Here is a 24,880-nt window from a genome sequence, read left to right on the forward strand (position 1 = left end):
CCTGCCCCGGCCGCCCACGCCTCGAGGGCCTCCGCGAGGCGCACCGTGTCGGTTTCGGCCGGGATGTGGAGGAAACCCGCCGTGCCCCCGTGGGCTGCCGTGGCGGCCAGCGCCGCGTAGAACACGGAATTGCACACGAAGGTGCCCGCGCTCCACGACTCCTCCGCCTCGAATCCCGCCGATCGCAACCCGGTGAGGAGCGCCCGCCAGTCGATCGACGCGAATAGCCCGTCGGGCCCAGAGGGGTCGATGGGCTCGTGGTCGCATGACAGCCCGTCGTTGTCCGTGCCCGTGCGCTCGTTGACGGCGACGCGCTCCACGCACAGGGGCCGACGGGACGCCGCGAGGCCGACGCAGAGGACCGCGCGCGGCCTGATCCGCTCGACGAGGCCGCGCACGAGGCGGGGGCCCGCCTCGAAGCCCACGGGCAGCAGGGCGGTGGCGATCCGGGGCGGCCGACGGGCGCTGAGGCGCTCGATGAGGAGTTGCGAGGGATTGACGGCGTGGGGGCCGAAGGGCCCGAAGCCCGTGAGGAGAACATCCGCGTCCATGGGGGCACATTACCAAGACCCGTGCGGCGGACCGCGGGCGGCGCGGGGTCTGGGCGCGGCCTCGCCCCGGGATGTGGACGCCGACGGGCGCATGGCAAGGTCCGTGGGCATGTGACCTGGTCCGCTCAGGAAGTCTCCCTGGCCGCAAGTCTGTTCGGCGTCTCCGTTGACGCTCTGATGCCGCGCCCGGACGGGGCGGGGGGCTGGGTGCCGGCGGCGTACGTGCCGGGCACGCGGAAGGGCCCGGTCTCGGTTGAGACCGGGCCCTCTGGGTTGGTAGCGGGGACAGGATTTGAACCTGCGACCTCCGGGTTATGAGCCCGGCGAGCTACCGAACTGCTCCACCCCGCGTCGGCCCTACCGAGTTTAGCGTACGGGCACGGGGGGCACAAACTGAACGCGGTGATGTGGGTCCTAACAGCGCGCGGGCACTGCTCCAGCGGGGCGCGGCCGCGGGTTCAGCGCGACGGGCACGGGCGCTCCCGTCACTCCTGGGGCCCTTAAGGGGTTCGCGGCGGGTACTGGCGGCCGCCCGGGGACTGGAAGCCCTGCGCACCCCCCGGGTACTGGCCGTCACTGGGGGACTGGAAGCCCTGGCCCCCACCCGGGTGCTGGCCGAAGCCCTGAGCCGGCACAGGATAGGCGCCCTGCCCGGTCGGGGGGAACTGCCCGCCGGTGGAGCCGTAGGGCGCCATTGCGCCATGGGCCGGCACGGCGCCGCTGGGGCGTCCGTCGGGAACCGCCAGGCAGATCGCGCAGGCGATGCCGACCATGTTCAGCACCCACAGCACCATCGCCCGTATGAAGAAGTAGGCGTCCAACTCAGCCGGCGGCGGGAGGAAAACCTGGTACCAGTCCCCTCCGAAGTAGACCTGGTTCAAAGGGGCGAGCAGCAACGCCACCACGAGGTAGGCGCCGACGAGCGCGTAACGGACGGCGCTACCGCGCCGCGCCAGGAAGACCGCCGCCAGAACGATCAAGACGGCCCTGAGGGCGACCCACAACCAGGCCGCCCAGTGGAGCAGCGTCGCGCCGAACAGGCTCAGATCCTCGAAGTTCCACGGGACGAACTGGTTGAGGAGCAGGCACGCCTCGACGACGAGGATCGTTCCCGCGCACGCGCGCGCACGGGGCGAGGCGAACGCGCCCGGGCGGGCGCCCTGCTGGACGGGCGCGCCCGGCGCCGCCAATCCGTACTGGTAGGGCGCGCCTTGGGGAGGGTCGAACTGGCGAGGCGCCCCTTGGGGAGGGGCGAACTGGTAGGGCGCCCCTTGGGGGACGGACGACTGCTGCGCCCCGCCGGAATTGAGATCCGCGGAGTACGGGCCTTGGGGAGCGGTCATAGTGCTCCTTCCACTGAGTTGAGGGTTCAGCACTGCATGTGCTCTGCACCATAGTAGCAAGCCGCTGCTGACTGAACCGCATTGCCCCGCCCCGTCGACGGCGGTGGCCCCCGCCTCGACTGGGCGGGGGCCACCGGGGGCGGTGCTCTGCTCTAGGAGCCGGACTGCCCCCCGCCTGGAGCGGCGCTCGGGCTCGGAGCGGGCGCGCCCGCGGCGGCCTGGGCGGCCTCGGCGCGGTTCAGCGCGTCCTTCAAACGGTTCTGGGCCTCGCCGTAGGCGCTCCAATCGCCCCTGCTCATGGCCGACTCGGCGTCCCGCATCGCCGCGGAGGCGTCGGCGAGCGCCTGGGCCACCGTGGGCGTGCGGGGCTGCGCCGTGGAACCGGACTGGGCGCCGGACTGCGATCCGTCGCCGCCGCCCCCGCCGCCCGGCGACGGCCTCGTCGAGGACCCGTCGTCGGAGATCAGCTGCTTGAGCGACTCCTCCAACGTGGAGGCGAAGCCCACCTTGTCGCCGAAGGCGGTGAGCACCGAGCGGAGCACCGGGTACGAGGCGCTCCCCGTCCCCTGCACGTACACGGGCTGGACGTAGAGCAGGCCGCCGCCGACGGGCAGTGTGAGCAGGTTGCCCCTGATGACCGTCGAGTCGGCCTGGTTGAGCAGGTTGAGCTGCGTGGCGATCTTCTCGTCGGAGTCGTACTTGTTCTGCACCTGCCCGGGGCCTGGCACAGTGGTCGACGACGGCAGCGCCAGCAGCCTCAGTTTCCCGTAGCCCTCGCGCACCACGCCCGGCTGGGAGCCGGTCTCCGAATCGACTGCCAGGAAGCCGGCCATCGCCTCGCGCCGTCCCTCGCCGCCGCCTCCGGGCACGAACACGCTGGTGAGCGAGAACTCAGCGCTCTCCTGGCCCGGCATCTGCATGGTGAGGTAGTACGGCGGCTGCAGCGAAGTCGAGGCGGGCGCCTGCGAAGCGGCGGCCTGGGCCTGGGAGGCGCCGATCGTGGAGGTCTCCTCGGCCAGGCGCCACCTGTCGCCGCCCGCGTAGAAGCCGGCCGCGTCGGTCACGTGGTAGGTGGCCAGCAGGTTGCGCTGCACCTTGAACATGTCCTCCGGGTAGCGCAGGTGGCTCATGAGGTCGCCGGAGACGCTGGCGATGGGCTCGACCGACCCCGGGTAGATCTTCTCCCAGGTCTTGAGGATCGGGTCCTTGTCGTCCCAGCGGAACAGCCGCACGGAGCCGTCGTAGGCGTCGACGACGGCCTTGACGGAGTTGCGCATGTAGTTGATCTTGTTGGCCTGGACGTACTGCCCGACCTGCGTGGCCTGGGAGTCCACCGTCGCGTCGGACAGGGACTCGTGCTGCGAGTACGGGTACTGGTTGGTCGTCGTGTACGCGTCGACCACCCACACGAGGCGCTTGGGGGTCAAGGCGTCGTCGTCCATGTCGACCACCGCCGGGTAGGCGGACTGCTCGAGGGTCAGATAGGGGGCGACCTTGGCCACCCGCTGGAGGGGGTCGCGGTCGTAGAGGATCTGGGACGCCTCGTTGGTCTGCGAGGAGAAGAACAGGTCGGTGGAGCCGAACTTGATGGCGTAGAGGAGCTTGTTCCACACGTTGCCCACCGAGGGCCCGCCGTTGCCGGTGAAGGTCGTGGAGACCTGGCCGCCGACCGCGGTGTCGTCCGGGTAGTCGAGCTCCTGGGGCTCGGATCCCTCGGGCGCTCCGACGATCGAGTAGTCGGGCGCGTTGGGGCTGAAGTAGACGCGCTCCTCGTAGTCGCCCATCTCGCCGACCGAGGGAACGGACTGCTCCCAGTAGGAGGGCAGGCCGTCGCTGGTGAGCTGGTTGCCGTAGGCCGCGATCGCCCCGTACCCGTGGGTGTACACGGTGTGCTGGTTCACCCAGGTCTGCTGTTCGGCGGACAGGCCCGCCAGGTTGAGCTCGCGCACGGAGACCACTGTGTCGCGGCGCTCGCCGCCCACGTTGTAGCGGTCGACCTTCATCCCCGAGTTGAAGCCGTAGTACAGGCGGGACTGCTGCAGCTGCTGAACGGTCTTGGTGATGACCTTCGGGTCGAGCAGGCGCACCTGGCCGGTGAGGGCGTCGTTGTCGAACTGCCCCGCCGAGGCGGTCGTCGCCGCGTCGTAGTTGGTCTGGTAGTCCACGTCGTCCAGGCCGTACGCCTCCAGAGTCGCGTCGATGTTGCGCTGGATGTAGGGGGCCTCCAGAGTCCGCTGGTTGGGGCGCACCCGGAACTGCTGGATGAGGGCGGGGTAGGCCATCCCCAGGACCAGGGCGGCCACGACGGTCACCGCGATGCCCGACCCGGGCAGGCGCCACGTCCCGCGGTAGGCGGCGACCACGAAGAGGACGGCGACCAGCACGGAGATCACCGCCAGGATCGAGTGCGCGGGCAGCGTCGCGTTGATGTCGGAGTACATGGCCCCGTCGATGTTCATGCTGGAGCTCGTGCTGGTGAGCAGCTCGTAGCGGCCCAGCCAGTAGTTCGCGCCGATCAGCAGGGAGACGGCGGCGGCCAGCATGCCCGTCTGCAGGCGGGCGGGCTTGGAGGCGTGGGGGCGGGGGGCCAGTCGGACGGTGCCGTACAGGTAGGAGACGACCAGGCTCGCCACCAGGCAGATCACGGCGGCGCTCATCAGGAAGGACACCAGGACCTTCAGGGCCGGCAGGGTGAAGACGAAGAAGGAGATGTCGAGGCCGAACTCGGGGTCGACGCGGTCGAAGGACGAGCCGTTGACGAACTGCAGGAGGGTCTGCCAGTTAGAGGCCATGCGCGCCCCGGCGGTGAAGCCGAAGAACAGGGCGACGCCCCAGAACGCGAGCTTGCGGACCGGCGCGAGCGCCTTCTGGTAGGCCCGCAGCGACGCGGCGGCCTCCCCCCGCGTCGACGCCTCGCGGTGCTTGTAGGCGTGGGCCATCGACAGGTAAACGACGGCCGTCATCGCGCCGAAGCCCACCAGGAACAGCCCGATGTGGGCGCCCCACTGGGTGAGGAGCACCCGCGTCGCGCGCATCTGGTTGAACCACAGGACCTCGGTCCACACGATCGAGGCGGCGTAGACGATGCCCGCGATTGCGGCGAGGGCGGCGATGGTGATCCCGAGGGGCCCGACCCTGGGCGCGGACCCCCGCGAGGAGGGGCGGCGCTGGGGCCGGCCGCCTTGGGCGAAGGGGAAGGAGCTCACGGCGTTGTCCTCTCTGTCGACGTGCAGCTCCGCCCAGTCTAGCGGTGCCGGGCAGTCGGGACGGCGGCGGGAGTCACGCTGTCCGTGAGACGATGGGTGCATGAACGGATCCATGACCCCGACGGCCCCCGAGGTCGCGCTGGCCAACGTAGTGGTCGACATCGAGAGGGGCGCCGCCCGCGCGGGCTGGGACCAGGCCCCCACGCTGTACGCGCTGGTCCCCACGGCGCGGCTGCTGGGCGACCCCCTGCTGCCCGACGAGGTGGCCGCCCACCTGCGGTCGGGCTGGGACGGCAGCGACGACCACCTGTCTGCGGTCGTCCAGGAGGACATGGCCGACGACGACCTCGAGGAGGTGCTGGGGCACTTGGCGTGGCCGCCCGAGGTCGCGGGGGCCGCGCTGACCGTCGAGCGCGTCGTCGTCCCCCCGGAGGTGGAGGCCCAGGCGCCCGAGGATCCGGAGGCCGCGATCGAGTTCGTGTCCAACCACCCCTCCCGCACGGAAGTGCGCCTGGCCGTCGGCGTCCTGCGCAGCGGGGAGTCGTGGTGCGCGCTGCGCATGCGCCCCTTCGACTCCGACGACAAGGTGGGCCAGGGGTCGGTGCTGGTCCCGGCCCTCGTCGATGCGCTGCGCGTCTCCTTGGAGCCGGACGAGGCGCCGGCCTCGTAAACCGCGGGCCCGGAGCAGGCGCCGGCCTCGTATGACCGCTCAGCAGGGCCGCCCGTCTCACCACGTGGCCAAGTTCCCACGTGATGGGCGCCCGACGGGGTAGTCTAGGCGTATTCCAATTCTTTGACGATTTCTTGGGAGCGGCAATGAAGTTCGGTTTCGTCGGCACCGGGGCGATGGTGAGCGCCATCGTCCGGGGGGCAGCCGCGGCCGGATTCAACGCCTCCGACTTCGTCCTCTCGAACCGCACGCCCCAGGACGCGAAAGCCCTGGCCGACGAGGTGGGCGCCACGACCGCCCGCTCCAACGGCTCCCTGGCCCACCAGGTCGACGTACTGGTGCTGGGCGTCAAGCCCGCCGTCCAGCCCGGGGTCATCGAGCAGATCGCCCACATCGTGCGCGAGCGCCCGGAGATGTGCGTCGTCTCGCTGGCCGCGGGGCGGACCCTGGACGCGATCCTCGAGGACTTCGGCGCATGCGTGCCCCTGGTGCGCGTCATGCCCAACGTCGCGGCGCAGATCGGGCAGTCCATGAGCGCCCTGTGCTCCGTGGGGGCCGCCGACGACCAGGTCGCCGCGGTGCGCCGACTGATGGACGCCGTGGGCCGCACCGTCGTCATCGACGAGAAACTGTTCCCCGTTTTCCAGTCCTTGGCCAGTTGCTCGCCCGCGTGGTTGTTCCAGGTCATCGACAGTCTGGCCCGTGCTGGAGTGAAGCACGGCCTCCCCAAGGACATCGCCGTGCGGGTCGTCGCACAGGCGATGGCGGGTTCGGCCTCCCTGGTGCTCGCAGCATCGGAGGAGGGGCGCGTGCCCGCCCAACTCATCGACCAGGTGTGCTCGCCCGGCGGCACGACAATCGCAGGATTGCTCGCCGCCGAGGAAGGTGGTTTGTCGGCTTCGCTGGTAGGCGCTGTCGACGCATCCATCCACGCCGATTCCCATCTCGGCTGACCCCGCTCCCAGCGGGCATCCCTGCGGGCCGCGCGCCCGCCGGGCACCACCCCAGCGCACCGCCGCACCTCCTCCCCGTCCATGGGAGTCCCCAGCGGTCCGGTTGCGCCCCCTCCCATCACAGGAATAGTCATGTTGATCTTCAACGCGGTTGTCATCTCCGTGCTCGTGATGCTGGTCCTCTCGATCGCCCGCGTGCACGTCGTCATCTCATTGTTCATCGCCTCACTGGTGGGCGGCCTGGTCTCCGGCATGGGCTTGTCGGCGACGATGGTGGCCTTCCAAGAGGGCCTCGCCGGGGGCGCGAAGATCGCCCTCTCCTACGCGCTGCTGGGCGCGTTCGCCATGGCCGTCGCCCACTCGGGCCTGCCGCGGCTGCTGGCCAATTGGATCATCGTCCGGATGAAGAACGCCGACGAGTCCAACCAGGCCAGGATCGCCCGCAACGCCAAATGGGGGATCCTGTGCGGCGTGATCGCCATGGGCATCATGAGCCAGAACCTCATCCCCATCCACATCGCGTTCATCCCCCTGCTGATCCCACCGCTCATCGGCGTGATGAACCGGCTGGGGCTCGACCGCCGGGCCGTGGCGTGCGCGATCACCTTCGGCATCGTCACGACGTACATGTTCCTGCCCGTGGGCTTCGGGCGGATCTTCTTGCACGACATCCTCTACAAGAACATCATCGAGGCGGGCCTGGACGTGTCCGGGGTGAATCCGACTGCCGCTATGGCGATCCCGGCGGCCTCGATGCTGGTGGGCTGCCTCATCGCGCTGCTCATCTCCTACCGGGGGCGCCGCGAGTACGAGGACCGCAGTGACTCCTTCGGGCGCCCGGCCGACGAGCCCATCGACATGAAGCGCGTGTGGGCGGCTCTGGCGGCCCTCGTCCTGTGCTTCGCCATCCAGACGTGGCTGACGCTGATCGAGTCCGAGGCCGATCCCCTGCTGATGGGCGCCATCGTGGGCCTGTGCGTGATGCTGTCGATGCGCGTGGTTCCCTGGCAGCAGGCGAACGACATCTTCAGCACCGGCATGAAGATGATGGCGATGATCGGGCTCATCATGATCTCCGCACAGGGCTACGCCTCGGTCCTGAAGGCGTCCGGCCAGATCGAGCCCCTCGTCACCGGCACGGCCGCCATGTTCTCGGGGTCGAAGGCGCTGGCGGCGTTCGTGATGCTGCTGGTCGGTCTCATCATCACGATGGGCATCGGGTCGTCCTTCTCGACCCTGCCGATCATCTCGGCGATCTACGTGCCCCTGTGCGTGACGCTGGGCTTCTCCCCCATTGCGACGGTGGCGATCATCGGCACCGCGGGGGCGCTGGGCGACGCGGGCTCACCGGCCTCGGACTCGACGCTGGGACCGACGACCGGTCTCAACGTGGACGGCCAGCACGACCACATGCGCGACACGGTGATCCCCACGTTCATCCACTACAACATCCCGCTCCTGGCCGGAGGCTGGATCGCCGCGATGGTCCTGTGACTCCTTCCCCCGTCCCGGCCCGCGCCGGGGCGGGGGAACCGCAGTCAGCGGCGCCGGGGCCGACGAGATCGACGAGGCCGGGGCCGACGAGTGCGCTCATGCGCTGTGGCCGACGACCAGCACCGCCCTGTTGCCCTCCTCCTCCGTCCACACGCCCGCGTCCCATAAGTCCTGTCCCCTCAGCGCCAGGGTGTCGGTCTCCACCCATGACTCGCCGAACTGCTCGTCGGTCCAGGGGTCGTGGACGAGCACGTGGTCCCCGACCGCACCCCACGCCAGGATCCAGTGCGGCATGGTCTCCCCGTTGAGGGAGGCTAGGTCGACGAGCACCACGACGCGCCGCCCGGCCGCCAGCGCCCGCGCGAGGTCCTGGGGAGCGGGCTCGCGGTACTCCCACGTGACCCCGAGGGCGCGCGCCTGGTCGACGTGCTTGCGGTGGATCGCCTCGCGCACGTGCCCGGTGGCCATGTGGGCGCGGCTCACGCCGACGACAGGCCCGGGCGAGGAGGTGATGACGTGGACGCGGGCCCCCCGCCTCGCAATCGCCCCAGCGAGGCCGAAGTGCCCCACCCCCACCGTGTACGTGGCCTCGCGCCATATCTCCATCTCGGCGTCCAGACCGCGCGGCGGCGCGGTTCCGCCGCGGCCCAGGGCCATGAGCGCGCACGCGGGACCGCAGGTGAATTCAGTCTTCTGCCTCTCGTACGCGGGGGCTGGCGCCACAGGGGGCCCGGGAGCGAGCCACCGGATCCACCCGACGGTCCGCTCGTGCGCGAATTCGGCTGGCGGCGCGCCGGACAGCGGGTCGCCGCCCCCTGGCATGCGGGTGAAACCCTCGGCCACGAGCGCGCCCGCCAGGGGGTCCTCCTCCCCCTGGGTCTGCGCTTTGACCATCGGCAGTCCCCGCCTCCCGGCCTCGTCGACGATGGCGCGGATGATCCCGGCCAGGGCCCCGGCGGCGTCTGCCGTCCCGCTTCCGACCAGGGGCGCCCATCCGGCGATGCGCAGGTGCGCCGACAGGGGCCGGTGGACCTCGTGCACGGCGGCGCCCCCACTGATCCACACGGTGGCGCGGGCGATACCGCCGACGCGCGACCACCTGCGCGCGCTCGGCCCGGGGACGCCGAGGCCGGCCAGGGCAGCCCCTGCGCCCTCGCCGACGGGGACCGGCGCACTCCTCATGCCGGGGCCCCACGTCCCGGGACCGCGTCGATGAGGCTCGCCGTGTACGGGTGCGAGGGCGCGGCCAACAGGGCCTCGGTGGCGCCCTCCTCCACGATCGCGCCGTCCTTCATGACGATGATGCGGTCGCTCATCTGGCGGGCCACCGCCAGGTCGTGCGTGATGAACACCAGGGCGAAACCCTGCTCGGCCTGCAACCGGCGCAGCAGGTCGATGATGGTGGCCTGAACGGAAACGTCCAGCGCGGAGACCGCCTCGTCGCATATGAGCAGCTCGGGACGGGCCGCCAGGGCGCGGGCGATGGCGACCCTTTGCCGTTGGCCGCCCGACAGGGCCGCGGGCAGGCGCCGGGCGTGGGCGGCGGACAGGCCGACGGCCCCGAGCAGGTCGGGCACTTGCGCGCCCCCTTGCCCGCCGACCGCCAGGGCTTCGGCGAGGGTCTGCCCGACGGTGCGGGCGGGGTTGAGCGCGGAGTACGGGTTCTGGAAGACGATGCCGACGGGCGGGGGCGCTCCCCGGCCAGCGCCGGGCGCGCGCACGACATCGACGGTGCCCGAGTCCGGGGCTTCCAGGCCGACCATGATCCGCGCCAGGGTGGTCTTCCCCGAGCCGGACTCGCCGACGATCCCCACGGACTGTCCGGGCAGGATGTCGAGGCTGACGCCCGCGAGCGCGAGATGCCCCTCAGCGTGCCTGCCGCCGGAGCGGAACTCCTTGACGACGTCGCGCAGGGCGACGACGGGGCGCTCGTCGGCCACAGTGGTGGCGGGCACGGCACCTGCGGGGCGGGGGCTGGGCCCGTCGAGTCGGAGCTGGGCGTCCAGGAGCTGGCGCGCGTAGTCGGTCGCGGGGCGGGCGAGGACCCGGCGGGCCTGCCCGGCCTCGACGATGGCGCCGTCCCGCATGACGACGATGTCGTCCCCGTAGTCGCGGGCGAGGGCGAGGTCGTGGGTGACGAGCACCAGGGCCATGCCGCGGGCGTCGCGCAGGGAGGCGAGGAGCGTGAGGATCTCCTTCTGGGTGGTGACGTCCAGGGCAGTCGTCGGCTCGTCGGCGATGAGCACACCGGGGGCGGCGTCCAGGGCGGCGGCGATGGCGACGCGCTGGCGCATTCCTCCGGATAGCTGGTGCGGGTAGGCGCGGGCCGCGCGCGCGGGAAGCCCCACTTCTGCCAGGCGCGCGAGGGCCCGCTCCGCGCGTTCGGAGCGGGGGCCCTGGCGGTGGGCGATCACCTGGACGCCGCAGCGGTGCAGGGGGCTCAGGGAGGTGAAGGGGTCCTGGGGCAGCCACACGATGCCTCCCCCGCGCAGGCGGCGCAGGCTGTCGGCTGCGACCCCCAGGTCGATGGTGCGTCCGGCCAGCTCGACGGTGCCCGAGGTGGTGAACTGGGCGGGTGCGAGCCCGCAGATCGCGCGGGCGAGCATGGACTTGCCCGCGCCGGACTCCCCGACGATGACGAGGGTGCGCCCCGGCGCGGCGTCTACCGAGACGTCCGCGACGATCGGGCGGTCGGGGTCGGAGGGGTTGGCGACCCGGATCGCGCGGGCGCGGAGTCCCGTGCCCGTTCCAGTGCTCCCGGCTGTTCCGATGCGTTCTGCGCGCGCGGTCACTGTCCGCCCTTCGCGCTCGAGGACGTCCACCAGTCGCCGGCGATGTTGAAGGCGGCGGCGACCACGATGATGGCGGTGCCCGGTGCCAGGGCGGCCGCGGGGTTGAGGGAGAGGAACGTGCGCGCGTCCGCCAGTTGGCGCCCCCAGTCGGCGGCCTGGGCGGAGACCCCGAAGCCCAGGTAGGACAGCCCCGACAGGGACACCAGTGCGAAGGCGATGTTCACGAAGAGGTTCGCCCACGCGATGGGCGCCACGTTGGGGGCGATGTGCAGGGCGAGGATGCGAGGTGTCGGCAGGCGCAGCACCCGGGCGGACTCGATGTAGGGGGCGCCCATCTGGGCCAGGGCGGCGGCGCGGATCATGCGCACGTCGGAGGGGGCGAAGAGCACGGTGAGCACGGCCACGCTCACCCAGTAGGAGCCGCCGACGACTCCTGCGACCACGATGGCGAGCAGGGTGACGGGCAGGGACAGCAGGACCTCGACCCCCCGGGAGACGAGCGCGTCCCACCAGGAGCCGAACCAGGCGGCGCTGATGCCCGCGGCCATCCCCACCAGCATCGACCCGGCGGCGACCACCACGGGGCCGACCACGGTCGAGCGGGCGCCCGCGATGGTGAGGGCCAGGATGTCGCGCCCCAGCTTGTCGGTGCCCAGCAGGTGGCCGGGGGACCCGGCGGGCAGCGCGGCCGCCCCCAGGTCCTGGTCGAGCGCGCCGGGCGCGAGGAAGCCGGGCAGGGCCGCCCACACGGCGACGACCCCCAGGACCACCAGGGCGACTGCCACGGACCCGGGGAGTCCGCGGAGCCTGTGCCCCGGTCCTCGCGGCGCAGGGCGGGCGGGGGCGGTGTCCGCCCCGGTCATCGCGCCCTCCCCCGTCTGCCGGGACGGGATCCGCGGATGGCGCGCGGCCCCTGCGCGGACAACGCCCGACGGGACTGCGCCCTCCCCCGGGCGGGCCTCGGGTCGAGGATGCGCGCGACGATGTCGACGACCAGCGTGGTCGTCATGATGAGGGCGGCGACGATGAGGACGATGGCCTGCACGACGGGGATGTCCTTGTACGTGATGGAGTCGGCCAGCAGTTGGCCGATGCCGGGCAGTGAGAAGGCCTCCTCGACCAGCACCGTCGACCCGAAGAGGGAACCGAGGATCAGGCCCGCGCTGGTGACGATGGGCAGGGCGGCGCCCTTGAGGTACATGAGGGTAGTCCTGCGCTCGGACAGGCCCCGCGAGCGCGCGAAGAGCACGTAGTCGCTGGCGAGCTCGGTGATGACGGCGGCGCGGGTGACGCGCACGATCATCGCGCAGGTGCCGACAGCCAGCGCCACTGCGGGCAGCGCCAGGTGCCAGAGCCGGTCGGCGAAGCCGCTCCCCTCCCCGTAGATCGGGAAGAGCCCGCCCATGAGGGCGAAGACGTAGAGCAGGACCATGCCGAGGGCGAACCCCGGGGCGCTGACCCCCACGACGGAGGCGCCCACGATGAGCCGGTCGGTGCCAGTGCCCGCCCGGCGCGCGGCGACGACGCCCAGGGGAACGCCGACGGCGACGGCGATGGCGAACGCGAGGGCGGTGAGCTGCCCGGTGAGCGCGACGCGGCCAGCGAGGATGTCGGTGACGGGCGCGGAGTTTCGCACGGAGTCGCCGAAGTCGCCGTGAAGGGCGCGGCCGAGCCACGTCAGGTACTGGGACCACAGGGGCTCGTCCAGGTGGTACTTCGCTGTGATGGCGGCGCGCACGCCGGGGGTGACGGCACGGGTGCCGACCAGCATCTTCACCGGGTCCCCGGGCACCATGTGCGTCAGGGAGAACACGATGACGGAGAGCACCGCCAAGACGGCAGCGAACCCCGCGATCCTGCCCAGCAGGTAGCGCATTGTCATGTGCGGGGCCTCACTGGACGAGGTCGAGGGAGGCCGTCCACGGCGTCATGAAGAAGTAGGGCCCGAAGTCCTTGGGCGCGACCCGGGAAGAGAAGGCGCTGGTGGATTTGCCCCACCAGATGGGCGAGTAGATGACGTTCTCCTGGGCGATCGCGGTCGCGGAGACGAGGTCCTGGGCGCGGGCCGCGGGGTCGGCCTGAGCGTTCGACTGGGCGATCAGGGAGGCGACCTCGGGGTTGGAGTACCTGGCGGGGTTCGCCTCCCCCAGCAGCCACCCGGGGATCTCCCCGGCGTCCCCGGTTGTGGGGGTGTAGCTCATGTAGTAGAGGCCGTACTCCCCGGTGCCGACTTGGGAGATCCACTCCTCGAGGGGCTTGGAGGTGACGGTGAGGGTGACACCGATCTTCTTGAGGTTGTCGGCGATGGCCAGGGCGGCGTTGCCCATCTCCGGGATGGAGGCGGGGTAGGTGAGTTCCGCTTCGAACCCGCTGGGCACGTGCGAGGCGGCCAACTCCTCGCGGGCCTTGTCGAGGTCGAACTCGGTGTTCGGCAGAGTGGCCAGCAGCGCGCGGGCGGCGTCCTCGCCGATCTGGGAGCCCAGCTGGTCGGGCGGTTCGATGCCGGTGGCCGCCTCGCCGCGCCCGGAGAGCACGGAGGCGACGATGGAGGCCCGGTCGACGGCGTGGGCGACGGCGCGGCGCACGTGGATGTCGTTGAAGGGCTCCACCGCCTCGTCGAAGGTGAGGCCCACGTAGGAGCGGTCGGACTCGGTGTGGACGGTGGTGCCGTCGATGGCCTCGAACTGGCCGACCTGGTCGGCGGGGATCTGCACGGAGACGTCGATCTGTCCGGCGCGCTGGGCGAGCAGGCGGGAGTTCTCGTCGGAGAAGAAGTCGAACTCGATCTTCTGGGCGCTGGTGTCTCCACCCCACCAGGTGCCGCTTTTCACGAAGACCGCTTTGGAGTCGGGTTGGAACTCGACGGCGCGGTAGGGGCCCGTGCCCATGATGAGGTCCTTGGCGCTGCCGTAGGCGCCCGCGGCCTCGTAGTAGGACTTCTCGGTGATCCACAGTCCGCCGTTGGCGGTGACGGTCCACCCGAAGTTCTGCGCGGGCGCGGGCAGGGTGATGGTGATCTCGGAGTCGCCGGTCTGGGAGACGTCGGTGCCCGCGGGCCAGTAGACGGACGAGGACGGGGACCTGTCCGGGTCGCGGGCGACGTCGATGGAGAACAGGACGTCGTCGATGGTGACGGGGTTGCCGTCCTGGAAGCGGGCGTCGTCACGGATCTGGAACACCCAGGTCCGGCCGTCGGCGGTGGTGTGGGACGAGGCGACGGCGGGAACCAGTTCGCCCTGGGCGTCCACGCCCAGGAGCCCCTCTGAGGACACTTGGGCGACGTAGTAGTTGATGATGCCGGTCTCGTGGGCGACGTCCAGGGTGGACAGGGATCCGGGCAGTCCGACTGTGAGGGTCCCGGGCTCGGCGGCGGCTTGGGAGGGCGCGGCGGAGCGGGGCGCGCAGGCGGCCAGGGAGCACATGAGCGCGAGTCCTGCGATGGCGGCCGCGGCGGCGGGTTTCCTTGTCATCACGTGTGGTCCTTTCGCTTTGCCTTCCGGCCGGTGGCCGTGTTGCCCCAGGTGGTGGCCGTCGTCCACGGTATTGCGCCCGTGGGCGGGGGATCCGGCGGGGCCCGAGGCATGGTCTTTTGTAAACGCTGCCGTGGGCACCGCGCCCCGCCCCTCAGCGGGCGCCGAGGAAGTCGGCGGCCACGGCCGCCAACGCCCGCACGGTGAGGTCGACGTCGGACAGGCGGATGTGCTCGTCGTGCGCGTGCAATCGCGAGTACAGGTCCCCCAGGGCCACGTCCCGCCCGAAGGACCCGAACCCGTAGCCCACTCCCCCCAGGCGCCTGGCGACCCTGAGGTCGGAGCCGCCGGGGAAGAGGACGGGCACCACCCGCGAGCCGGGGTGCTGCGCCCGCAGGGCGCGCTCGATGGCGCGGTACAGGCGCGTGCCGGTGGGCGAGGCCGTCGCCCCCTCCACTAGGAGCCGTTCGATGCGCACGTGCTCCCCCACCTCCCCCAGGGCGCGCCGCAGGGCTGCGTCGACGAAGTCGTCGTCCTGGCCGGGCAGTGTGCGGATGTCGAGGTCGATGTGGGCCGATGAGGGCAGGACGTTGATGGGCCCGCCCGCCCGGACGGCGGTCTGGGCGACGGTGAGGCGGCTGATGGCGTGGGCGTAGGCGGCCAGGTCCCCGAACTCGTGGTAGTCGCCGTCGTAGTCCGCTGCGAGCAGGGCGGCGCGGGTGGCGGGGTCGAACTCGAAGGCGGAGACGAAGCCCTCCCATTCGCCCCCTCCCCCGGCGGGCCAACGGGCGCAGGCCAGGCGCTGGACGACGCGGGCCAGGACCTCGACGGCGCTGTGGCGCCCCAGGGGCACCGATCCGTGGCCGGCGTCCCCGTCGACGTGGAGGCGGCGCTGGGCGGCGCCCTTCTCGCCGACGACGACGGCGATGGAGTCGCTCCCCCGGGCGCCCCGGATGTGCCCGCCGCCCATCTCGGAGATGCAGTTGCGCCAGGGGATGGCCTGGGGCTCGGCTTCCCCGATCCACGGCACGCCCAATCCTCCGCGGGCCTCCTCGTCGGCGGCGGCCACGAAGGTGAGGGTGCCCGCGGGGCGCGCTCCCCCCTCGGCGACCCGCCGGGCCAGGTCCTGGGTGACGACGGCCATCGCGGCGGTGAGGTGCAGCATGTCCACGGTGCCGCGCCCCCACATGACGCCGTCGGAGTCGATGCGCGCGGCGAAGGGCTCGTGGGCCCATTGGGAGTCGTCAGCGGGGACGACGTCGGTGTGCCCGATGAGGGTGAGGGGCTCGGCGGCGGGGTCTGAGCCGTCCAGGGCGACGACCAGGGTGGTGCGCCCGGGCGCGGGCTCGATGCGGCGCATCCGCACGGGCAGGCCCTCGAAAAGGGCCTCCAGGGTGTCGGCGCTGCGGTGCTCGTGGCCCGAGGCGGGTGTGAGGTCGTTGACGCAGGCGTTGCGCACCAGCTCGCCCAGCAGTTCGACGGTTCGGGCCCCAAGGGGTGACAGGTCGGTCATAGCGGTCCTTCCTCGTGCGTGCGTGTGCACCCACGTTAGGGCCGCGCGCGGCGGCGCCGCGGTTGTGACCGCAGTGGGGGCGTTTGTGACGAAGACTCCCGCTCCCCCGGGCGGGGCCGGTGGACCGGGCGCGGCGCCGAAAGTACGCTTGTCGGGTACTAGTCCACGACTCGGATGGAGATAACAGAACATGGCAGATCGACCCGGTCAGCTGCCCGCCACCGCCCGCGCCCCCCGTGTGCCCGACCGCGCGGCGCCGGAGGGCCTGGAGCACAAGTGGGGTTCGGCCTGGGAGGCCGAGGGGACCTACGCCTTCGACCGCACGGCCGCCCGCGAGCAGGTCTACTCGATCGACACCCCGCCCCCCACGGTGTCCGGCTCACTGCACATCGGCCACGTCTTCTCCTACACGCACACCGATGTCGTCGCCCGCTTCCAGCGCATGAGGGGCAGGGCGGTGTTCTACCCGATGGGGTGGGACGACAACGGGCTGCCCACCGAGAGGCGCGTGCAGAACTACTTCGGGGTCCGCGTGGACGCGACGCTGCCCTACGACCCCGATTTCGAGCCGCCGCATGTGGGCGGCGAGGGCAAGTCCATCAAGGCCCGCGACCAGAAGCCCATCTCGCGCCGCAACTTCGTGGAGCTGTGCGAGCGCCTCACCGTCGAGGACGAGGCCCAGTTCGAGGCCCTGTGGCGCTACCTGGGGCTCAGCGTGGACTGGAAGCAGAACTACCAGACGATCGGGCGGCGCGCCCGCAAGGTCGCCCAGGCGGCGTTCTTGCGCAACCTGGCGCGCGGCGAGGCGTACCAGGCGGAGGCGCCGGGCCTGTGGGACGTGACCTTCCAGACGGCGGTCGCCCAGGCCGAGTTGGAGTCCCGCGAGTACCCGGGCTTCTACCACCGCATCGCCTTCCACCTCACGGACGCCTCGGCCGCCGCCGAGGCCGCCCGGGCGGGCACCCCCGTGGAGGACGGCGCCGACGTGTGCGTGGAGACGACCCGCCCGGAGCTGCTGGCCGCGTGCGTGGCGCTGATCGCCCACCCGGACGACGAGCGCTACAAGCCGCTCTTCGGCAAGACGGTGGCCTCCCCCGTCTACGGCGTCGAGGTGCCCGTCCTGGCCCACCCGGCCGCCGAGAAGGACAAGGGCGCGGGCATCGCCATGTGCTGCACCTTCGGCGACACCACGGACATCGACTGGTGGCGCGACCTGGGCCTGCCGCTGCGCGCGATCCTGCGCAAGGACGGGCGCATCGTCGCCGACACGCCCGAGTGGATCACCACGGAGGCGGGCCGGACGGCGTTCGCGGAGATCTCGGGCAAGACGACGTTCTCGGCCCGCGAGGCCGTGGTGGCGCGCCTGCGCGGCAGCGGCGAGCTCAAGGGCGAGCCCACGAAGACGGTCCGCCAGACGAACTTCTTCGAGAAGGGCGACAAGCCCCTGGAGATCGTCACCTCCCGCCAGTGGTACATCCGCAACGGCGGCCGCCCCTGGACGAGGCCCGCCTCGGGCGCCGACCTCAACGACGAACTGGTGGAGCGGGGCCGCCAGCTGGAGTTCCACCCGGATTTCATGCGCGTGCGCTACGAGAACTGGGTGCGGGGTCTGAAGGGCGACTGGCTGGTGTCGCGCCAGCGGTTCTTCGGCGTGCCCTTCCCGCTGTGGTACCGGGTGGGCGCCGACGGCCAGATCGACTACGACGCCGTCATCACGCCCTCGGAGGACAGCCTGCCCGTGGACCCGTCCACGGACGCGCCGGAGGGATTCGCGGAGGAGCAGCGCGGCGAGCCGGGCGGCTTCGTGGGCGAGCTCGACATCATGGACACGTGGGCCACGTCCTCCCTGTCGCCGCAGCTGGCGTGCGGCTGGTTGCACGACGACGACCTGTTCGCCCGCACCTACCCGATGGACCTGCGCCCCCAGGGCCAGGACATCATCCGCACGTGGCTGTTCTCGACGGTGGTGCGCGCCGACTTGGAGTTCGGGGCCCTGCCGTGGCGCCACGCGGGCCTATCGGGGTGGATCCTGGACGCCGACCACAAGAAGATGAGCAAGTCCAAGGGCAATGTGGTGACCCCGATGGGCCTGCTGGAGAAGTACGGGTCGGACGCGGTGCGCTACTGGGCGGCGTCCGCGCGCCTGGGCCTGGACGCCGCTTTCGACGAGCAGCAGATGAAGATCGGGCGGCGCCTGGCGATCAAGGTCCTCAACGCCTCGAAGTTCGCGCTCACCATGGGCGGCGAGGGCGCCCAGCTGGACCTGGATCCGGCTCTGGTGACCGTGGACTTGGACCGTTCCGTGCTGGCGGAGCTGGCCGGGGTGGTCGCCGAGGCGACCGACGCCCTGGCCGCCTACGACCACGCGCGCGCCCTGGAGGTCACGGAGTCGTTCTTCTGGACGTTCTGCGACGACTATCTGGAGCTGGTGAAGGAGCGCGCCTACAACCGCGAGGGCGCGTGGGACGGGGCGTCGGCGGCGTCGGCGCGCGCCGCCCTGGCCCTGGTGATCGACACGGTGGTGCGCCTGCTGGCCCCCTACCTGCCATTCGTGACGGAGGAGGTGTGGAGCTGGTACCGGGAGGGCTCGGTGCACACCGCGCCGTGGCCGACCGGCGCCCCCCTGGCCTCCGCCGCCGGGGACCCGTCCGTGCTGGCCGCGGCCTCCGGCGCCCTGATCGCGCTGCGCCGCGTGAAGTCCGAGGCGAAGGTCTCCCCGCGCACCCCGTTCCTGTCGGTGGTGCTCGAGGCGCCCGCCGCGTCCCTGGGGGCCCTGGAGTCCGTCAAGGGCGACCTGGAGGCCGCGTCGAAGGCCGTGGGCGCGCTGACCGTGGCCGCGTCCGGGGACTCCGAGGCCGCCGACGCCGTGGTCAAGTCTTTCGAACTGGGCGAGGCCCCGGCCAAGCGCAAGAAGGGGTGAGCCTGTAGCCGCGTTGACTGGCGGGCGTGTGCCCCGGGCCCTGCGGCCCGGGGCACGGCCTTGCTGCGGATCCGTACCCGTCACATTCCGGGCGCAATGTGATATAACTTAAATGGATTCTGGCGTCGTCTGTTGAAGGTAAAGACATGCTCACCCGTTTTGAAGTCTCCGGATTCAAGAACCTTGAGAATGTCTCTGTCGACTTCGGACCATTCACCTGCATCGCGGGGCCGAACTCGGTGGGGAAGTCGAACCTCTTCGACGCGATCGAGTTCCTGTCCCTGCTGAGTGATCACAACTTCCTCGAGGCCTGCACGCTCATCAGACCCACGCCCCAGCAGCGCTCAGACATCTCCTCTCTCTTCTCCGTCCACGTGACCCAAGGCAGCGAGAACCTCCGTTTAGCAGCGGAAATGATCCTCCCCTCCCCCGTTTCCGACGAGTTCAACCAACAGGTTGAGTCCGAGCGCACGTTCGTGCGCTACGAGGTCCGACTCGCCGTCCGCCAAGGAGGCCCCCTCTCAACGGGCCTGCAATTGAAGTTGGTCAACGAACAGCTTTCGCCGGTCCAATACCCGAAGGACCATCTCCGCTTCCCGGAGTCCACAGCCTACGTGAAGAGGTTCGTACACGGAGCCCACAGGTTCAGCCCGCTATCCACCACCGAGGAGAACGGTAACACGATCATCCAGATCCAGAACGGAAACAAAGGCCGGCCCAGGAAGATCGCCGCGGACAACGCACAACGAACCGTGCTGTCGGCTACGGCGTCTGCCGAGAATCCGATTATCCTCGCCGCACAGACTGAAATGAGGTCCTGGCGCTTCGTCGCCCTGGAACCGAGCGCGATGCGCGCCCCTGATGACATGGTCGAGGCCCGGCCCATTTCCGCCACCGGCGCCCACATCCCGTCCTCCTTGTTCCGCCAGGAACTCCAGGAGGGGAACGGCAGTAACGTCATGAATCGCGTTCGTGACGCGATCGGAGCACTTGTGGATATACGTCGCCTGCGCGTGGTTCAGGACCGGGCCCGTGACACGCTTGAACTGCGCGCCAAGATCGGGGCGACACCGGAGCTGCCCGCGCGGTCGCTCTCTGACGGCACCCTTCGCTTCCTCGCCCTGTCCGCGATGAAGGTGTCCCGTGACTATTTCGGAATGCTGTGCATGGAAGAACCCGAGAACGGTATCCATCCATCCAAGATCGCCGACATGCACCGGCTCCTGCGGGGGATTTCCGACCCCACGGAGCACTCGGCCCGACAGGTCATTGTCAACACTCATTCCCCCTACTTCGTCCAAGCCACGAAAGACGATGACATCCTGTGCGCCGTCGGAAAGTCGATTCCCGACGGCCAGGGAGGCATCCTACGCAGCGTCGGCTTTCACCCGCTCCCTGGCACATGGAGGGCCAGGACCAAACCGGAGGACAGCACGGGAGCCCGTCCCGTTTCGCGTGGCGAGATCGCGGCGTTCCTTGAGAACCCGGAGAAATGGAACGGCGACGAAGATGAATGAATGGTACTGCTACCTCTTGTGTGAGGGCTCTTCGGATGCGGCACTGACCAACGTGTTGGAGCTCCTGCTCACCCGCCTGACACTCGAGCCCGCTTCAGTCAGCGCCCGCCTCGACTTGAAGGGTTCGGTCCAGGATAAGCTCGTCGCACTGCAGAAGTATGACGCAGGGCTCTACGATCTGGTCTTCGTCCATCGCGACGCGGATAACGCGGGCCTCCAGGCACGCCAGGAGGAGATCAGGCATGCCGTGGATTCAGTTCAAGACGCCGCAGTCACCCCGGTTGTTCCCGTAGTACCAGTGACAATGACTGAGACTTGGGCTCTGGCGTCGCTCTTCGGCGATCCGGATTGCCGTGCCTGGTTGCGGCGCAAGGCGTCAGTATCCGAGAAGACCCTTGAAACCTACCGGGACCCCAAGGATCTTCTCCGTCGTCTTCTGAGTCGCGAGGATCCCGACGGCAGACTTCTGCCCAATGGAGTGTTCTCGGTTCAAAGAGCCCGAGTCCTTGCCGAACTTGACGCAGCGGACGGTTCCGCGCTCTCCCGCCTCACAGCGTGGACCGCCTTGAACAAGGCACTCGCGGACGCCGTCGCCCGCGCCCGCCCATGGCTCTCCTAGGGGAGGACGCCACTGCGAGCTGTCCTGGTTTTCTCCGAGTTCTACGCTGACGCCCTCGAAGCCCTCAGGGAGTACAGTGAACGCTTGTCCGTCGAAGGAATCGAACAGTGGTTGCGCGACGATGCCGCCCCCGCGATCAGGGCGCACGGGGCCGACCCCGAGTCCGGGCACACACTTGACGAACTCGAAGCCGTCCTCGGCTGAAGTGGCTCCCCGGCCGCACCGCCTGGTCATTTCCGATCATGCTTTCAGCCAGCTGTCGAACCTTCACCATGCGATTCCGGCACCTTCGGGGTCGCAGGAAACGGCGGACGGGCATATGCACGCGTTACACGCCTATCTTCGACAGTTGCCGGATTTCCCCATGCGAGGACGGGCGCGGCCCGATATCCATGGTGCTGAGTCGGACACCATCCAGACCCGCGCCTTGGGAGTCTGCCAGTATTTCTGTGTAAGCGGATTTGAGGTAAGGGGCATGCCACCCTTAGGGTTCTCGTACTCGTAATAGCAGAAAATGTTGTGAGGGCACATCTCGCCACCTCTGTATTTGAACGAACGAACCTAACCCAGCGTTGTCTGTTACATCAACAGCAAGAGGCTCAGACCTAAAACTGTCATCTGCGGATACTATTGCGAAACCTCGTTTAGTTGAGGTTGGGCGGATTCGCCAAGTCTGCCAAGGTTTTGATGCCCATTCATCCATGGTGAGGCCGGTGCCCTCGGTCAGGGCCGATCTGCCTGAAACGACCAGGCCAGTTGCGACGGATCTTAGACTCACCGTTCCGCGGCCACGACGGTCGAGATACCATAGTTGATGATTTTCGCAGTGAAGGGACCATACCGTCAGAGGGGCTCCGGAATAGTCCGTTAGACCGGTATCGAAAGACAATCCTTGTGCGTCGCGCTTGACGATGGCTACCGGGTGTGACCGTCCGCTCAATTGGCGGAAGACATTCGCGGGATCTCCCGCAAGCGTGAAAATGCCGGGAATACCGAGAGTTATGTTCACCATAAACACATTCTAGCCTACTATAGGCGTATAAGTGTTGCTTTGCCGATGCTTGGGGGAGCACGGTGGTTAGCAGTTTTCCTGGTTGGTAGGGGTTGCGCCAGGCGCGCGTCGCCAGGATGCTGGACAGGTCGCCGTCGGTGATCAGGGGCGAGATCAAGCGCAACACGGGTGCCGACGGGCGTTACAGGGGAGGGGAGGCGGAGTGCGTAGCCGCGCGGCGGCGTGCACGCCCCGCCAGATCAGCGGGCGCCTCAAGGCCCGGGGCGGACGAGATGGGGCGGGAGGGCCACGGGGATTGATCGTCTGTTTGGAGGCCGCCAGCGCAGAACTTCGGGCCCAGACTGTCAAACTCGCCCGACACCGTGGGGGCCACCGGTCTCGAAGGGCCCCACCTCCGAGGTCGACGGTCTTGGTCGCACTCCCGCTTCCTCGTGTTGGGACGCGCCGACGGAGACGACTCGCCCCTCTCGTAGTTCAGATGATCAGTCAGCTCAGCGGCCAGCCCGCGTTCCAGGGCCACTCTTCGAGCAAAGCGGGGAGCAGACCATCGGTCCCAGTGATCACCGGCCCCACCGGAATCGATCCGCTCGAACAAGCCGTCCAACGCCCCACAGGAACGCAACCGCTCCGCCACACCCACGTCCGCCAACACGAGCCATCACATCATCAATCATCACGTATCGATCCTTTCAAATCAAGGGGATACACAGACAACTGAACACGCCCCTTCGATGTAGGCGCAGATCAGTGCGATGGGCGCTCACGCTCCGCCGCAAAGATAGCCAACGCGTCTTAAACACCCCCAGGCCGACCCAGATCAGCCAGGGCGCCCCGGCGCCAACCGGATCGCTCATCGCCCGAGGTCATCACAGCACTCCCACGCACGGGCATGATCCCTCACCCTTCCGTGGAATGAGCGCCTCGGCTACACACGAGATAATCCACGACTGTTCTCGCCGCCTCCCGGTGGCGCAGCCCGAACGGCTGCCCGGGGCTTCGCGTGGGAGCGTCGCGGATCGGCGGCGGAGGCGGGTTCCCCCCCCACTCGGACTCCCGGACTCCCGCGCGACGGCAGTCCCCCAGGAGGCGGGTTCGGCCCGGTCCCGGCCCCGATTGCCGCGCCGAGCCCCGGTGACCGCATTGCCATTCAGATGGTCACCGGGGGCCGGCGCTGGGCCCCAGTCACTCGCCGACAGCGTCGTCCACTTCTTCCGTTCGCGCGCTCATCGGGCGTGTGGGCGGGACGGGCCCCTGGGCGGACCCCAGTCACTTCCCCGCTGCGTCCGCGTCTTCTCCTCCCAACGTTGTCTCCAGCTGCTTGACGATCTCGGCGTGCTTCTTCTCGCTGAGGGTCACCTTGGCCGCGAACACGGCGGCCGAGGCGACGATGATCGCGAGGGGGACGTAGAAGGCCGCGGTTTTGAACGTCGTGATGTTCCCCGCGGTCAGCGAGGCAGGGTCTGCGTCGTTGGTCATGGCCGCGGCGATCGCGACGAATCCGACTATCGAGTTGGACAGGGCGCCCGCGATCTTGTCGAGCATCGGGCGGACGGAGAGGGTCACCGCCTCGTTCCTCCGGCCCGTCTTGAGCTGTCCGTACTCCACCGAGTCGGTGAGGGTGAGGATGGCGGTCATCTGGATGAAGGTCGAGGGGATGTAGAACAGGACCAGGGCGGCGAAGACGGCCAGGACGTTGTTCGAGAAGAAGATGAAGAGGACGTAGGCCGCCGCCATGAACGCCATGCCCGCCAGGTACAGGATGCGCCTGGGCACGCGCTTGTTGATGAACGGGTAGAGGGGCGTGGTCGCCAGGCCGATTCCGAAGGCGATGAGCCCCACCACCGAGTAGCTGTTCGGCATTTCGAGGACGAACTTGAACAGGTAGATCATGAAGCCGGTGGTCGCCACGTTGGCCACGGAGTACAGGACGTAGGACAAGGACACCCACAGGAGCTGGTCGTTCTTCGCGATCGCGACGAAAGCCTGCACCGGGTTGGAGCTCTCGGCGGCGTGGGCGCGCAAGGGGCTGTCCTGCTCGGTCGTCCCGAACGCGACAGCGAGGCAGGTGACTATGCCCAGTACCGCTATCAACGCCCCGAACCCGGTCCACCCCGCTTGGCTCTCCCCCGTGACCCCGGCGAAGACCGAGCTGAAGAACGCGACGACGGGCACCACGATGGCGGTGACGCCGTTGTACCCGATGGAACCCGTGAACGTGCCGAGGGCCGTGAAGACACCCCGCTCGTGGGACGAGGACGACAGCGCCGGGATCATCCCCCAGTACGAAATGTCACGAAGCGAGTAGAAAATATCAAGGACGATAAAGACAATGACGAAAACGACTATGAACACCATCTTGTTGGTGTTGACCAGGCCGAACAGTCCGGTGAAGATCGCGAAGAGCAGCACGGACGACACCACGCCCCCGATGACCTGCCAGGGGTGGAAGCGCCCGAACCGGGTCGTCGTGTTGTCGACGAGGTTGCCGAGCAGGGGGTCGAGGAAGATCTCAGCGATCCTGATGACGAAGACCAGCACGGTGATGACGCCGATGAGCGCCTCGGCCTCCGTCCTCTCGTACTGGGCGAAGAGGGTCTGCGCCGCGTAGTACGTGACGAAGTAGGTGGACAGCGCGTTGTAGAACGCCGCCTGCCCGAGGTTGCCGAAGGCGTAGCAGATCCTCTGGACCAAGAGGGGGCGGGCCCTGGAGCCGCCCGGTGCGGTAGACATGTTCTTCTCCTTCGAAGTCGGCGAAACTCATCTACCTACCGAAGTATACCCTTTTACCTCCGGATGCAAACTCTCCCAACCCCACTCACG

At 69.5% G+C, this 24,880-nt stretch carries 18 protein-coding genes and 1 tRNA gene; 6 read left to right on the forward strand and 13 right to left on the reverse strand.

From position 1 onward, the window contains the following. From BH719_RS02510 to BH719_RS02525, 4 genes are all read right to left on the reverse strand, one after another. Positions 1–551: pyroglutamyl-peptidase I (locus tag BH719_RS02510; protein ID WP_009743170.1), on the reverse strand; the 551-nt coding region annotated here is incomplete at its 3' end. A gap of 274 nt (positions 552–825) precedes the next feature. Next, positions 826–902 (reverse strand) — tRNA-Met (locus tag BH719_RS02515). A gap of 149 nt (positions 903–1,051) precedes the next feature. Beyond that, positions 1,052–1,894, reverse strand: a complete 843-nt coding sequence (locus BH719_RS02520) for a hypothetical protein (RefSeq protein WP_009743171.1) — start codon at positions 1,892–1,894, stop codon at positions 1,052–1,054. 152 nt (positions 1,895–2,046) lie between these two features. Next, positions 2,047–5,100, reverse strand: coding sequence for a UPF0182 family membrane protein (locus BH719_RS02525; protein ID WP_425415308.1), 3,054 nt, complete (start codon positions 5,098–5,100; stop codon positions 2,047–2,049). 100 nt (positions 5,101–5,200) lie between these two features. Between BH719_RS02525 and BH719_RS02530 the strand changes: the two genes are divergently transcribed. From BH719_RS02530 to BH719_RS02540, 3 genes are all read left to right on the forward strand, one after another. Next, complete coding sequence (locus BH719_RS02530; RefSeq protein WP_009743173.1) at positions 5,201–5,770, forward strand: PPA1309 family protein; 570 nt, start codon at positions 5,201–5,203, stop codon at positions 5,768–5,770. Positions 5,771–5,916: 146 nt separating this feature from the next. Beyond that, positions 5,917–6,723, forward strand: coding sequence for a pyrroline-5-carboxylate reductase (proC, locus tag BH719_RS02535; protein ID WP_009743174.1), 807 nt, complete (start codon positions 5,917–5,919; stop codon positions 6,721–6,723). Positions 6,724–6,855: 132 nt separating this feature from the next. Then, a complete protein-coding gene (locus BH719_RS02540; protein ID WP_009743175.1) occupies positions 6,856–8,217 on the forward strand; it encodes a Na+/H+ antiporter family protein in 1,362 nt (453 codons plus the stop codon). A 96-nt stretch (positions 8,218–8,313) separates the two neighbouring features. Here BH719_RS02540 and BH719_RS02545 read toward each other — a convergent pair whose 3' ends face one another. The 6 genes from BH719_RS02545 to BH719_RS02570 all read right to left on the reverse strand — a co-directional run bounded on the left by BH719_RS02545 (position 8,314) and on the right by BH719_RS02570 (position 15,992). After that, positions 8,314–9,399, reverse strand: coding sequence for a peptidase C39 family protein (locus tag BH719_RS02545; RefSeq protein ID WP_009743176.1), 1,086 nt, complete (start codon positions 9,397–9,399; stop codon positions 8,314–8,316). Further along, positions 9,396–11,009 (reverse strand): ATP-binding cassette domain-containing protein, encoded by a 1,614-nt coding sequence (locus BH719_RS02550; RefSeq protein ID WP_245683308.1) that lies wholly within the window; start codon positions 11,007–11,009, stop codon positions 9,396–9,398. The genes BH719_RS02545 and BH719_RS02550 overlap by 4 nt, the downstream gene beginning before the upstream one ends. Beyond that, the gene (locus BH719_RS02555) at positions 11,006–11,794 is read right to left on the reverse strand and encodes an ABC transporter permease (RefSeq protein ID WP_009743178.1); all 789 of its coding nucleotides are present in this window, start codon (positions 11,792–11,794) and stop codon (positions 11,006–11,008) included. The genes BH719_RS02550 and BH719_RS02555 overlap by 4 nt, the downstream gene beginning before the upstream one ends. 74 nt (positions 11,795–11,868) lie before the next feature. After that, positions 11,869–12,891, reverse strand: coding sequence for an ABC transporter permease (locus BH719_RS02560; RefSeq protein ID WP_009743179.1), 1,023 nt, complete (start codon positions 12,889–12,891; stop codon positions 11,869–11,871). A 10-nt stretch (positions 12,892–12,901) separates the two neighbouring features. Further along, a complete protein-coding gene (locus BH719_RS02565) occupies positions 12,902–14,479 on the reverse strand; it encodes an ABC transporter substrate-binding protein (RefSeq protein WP_009743180.1) in 1,578 nt (525 codons plus the stop codon). A 154-nt stretch (positions 14,480–14,633) separates the two neighbouring features. Continuing rightward, entirely contained in the window at positions 14,634–15,992 is a 1,359-nt protein-coding gene (locus tag BH719_RS02570; RefSeq protein WP_009743181.1) for a M20/M25/M40 family metallo-hydrolase, read from the reverse strand. Between the two features lie 190 nt (positions 15,993–16,182). Here BH719_RS02570 and valS point away from each other — a divergent pair, with 190 nt between their 5' ends. Together valS and BH719_RS02580 are read left to right on the forward strand one after the other, a co-directional pair. Continuing rightward, positions 16,183–18,912 (forward strand): valine--tRNA ligase, encoded by a 2,730-nt coding sequence (gene valS / locus BH719_RS02575; protein ID WP_009743182.1) that lies wholly within the window; start codon positions 16,183–16,185, stop codon positions 18,910–18,912. A gap of 146 nt (positions 18,913–19,058) precedes the next feature. Next, a complete protein-coding gene (locus tag BH719_RS02580) occupies positions 19,059–20,429 on the forward strand; it encodes an AAA family ATPase (protein ID WP_009743183.1) in 1,371 nt (456 codons plus the stop codon). A gap of 94 nt (positions 20,430–20,523) precedes the next feature. Here the strand turns inward: BH719_RS02580 and BH719_RS09525 are convergent, their stop codons facing one another. Further along, positions 20,524–20,673, reverse strand: coding sequence for a hypothetical protein (locus tag BH719_RS09525; protein WP_173647176.1), 150 nt, complete (start codon positions 20,671–20,673; stop codon positions 20,524–20,526). A gap of 60 nt (positions 20,674–20,733) precedes the next feature. On the opposite strand from BH719_RS09525, the gene BH719_RS09530 reads away from it, so the two are divergent. Next, positions 20,734–21,048 carry a hypothetical protein gene (locus BH719_RS09530; RefSeq protein WP_173647177.1) on the forward strand — a complete coding sequence of 105 codons (315 nt, stop codon included), beginning with the start codon at positions 20,734–20,736 and terminating at the stop codon, positions 21,046–21,048. A gap of 484 nt (positions 21,049–21,532) precedes the next feature. Here BH719_RS09530 and BH719_RS10340 read toward each other — a convergent pair whose 3' ends face one another. Together BH719_RS10340 and BH719_RS02585 are read right to left on the reverse strand one after the other, a co-directional pair. Further along, on the reverse strand, positions 21,533–22,060 hold the full coding sequence (locus tag BH719_RS10340; protein ID WP_083808172.1) for an RICIN domain-containing protein: 528 nt from the start codon (positions 22,058–22,060) through the stop codon (positions 21,533–21,535). 1,266 nt (positions 22,061–23,326) lie between these two features. After that, a complete protein-coding gene (locus BH719_RS02585; protein ID WP_009743186.1) occupies positions 23,327–24,790 on the reverse strand; it encodes a glycoside-pentoside-hexuronide (GPH):cation symporter in 1,464 nt (487 codons plus the stop codon). Positions 24,791–24,880 lie beyond the last annotated feature (90 nt).

The sequence above is a fragment of the Pauljensenia hongkongensis genome (assembly GCF_001746855.1).
GTDB classification, from domain to species: Bacteria; Actinomycetota; Actinomycetes; order Actinomycetales; family Actinomycetaceae; genus Pauljensenia; species Pauljensenia hongkongensis.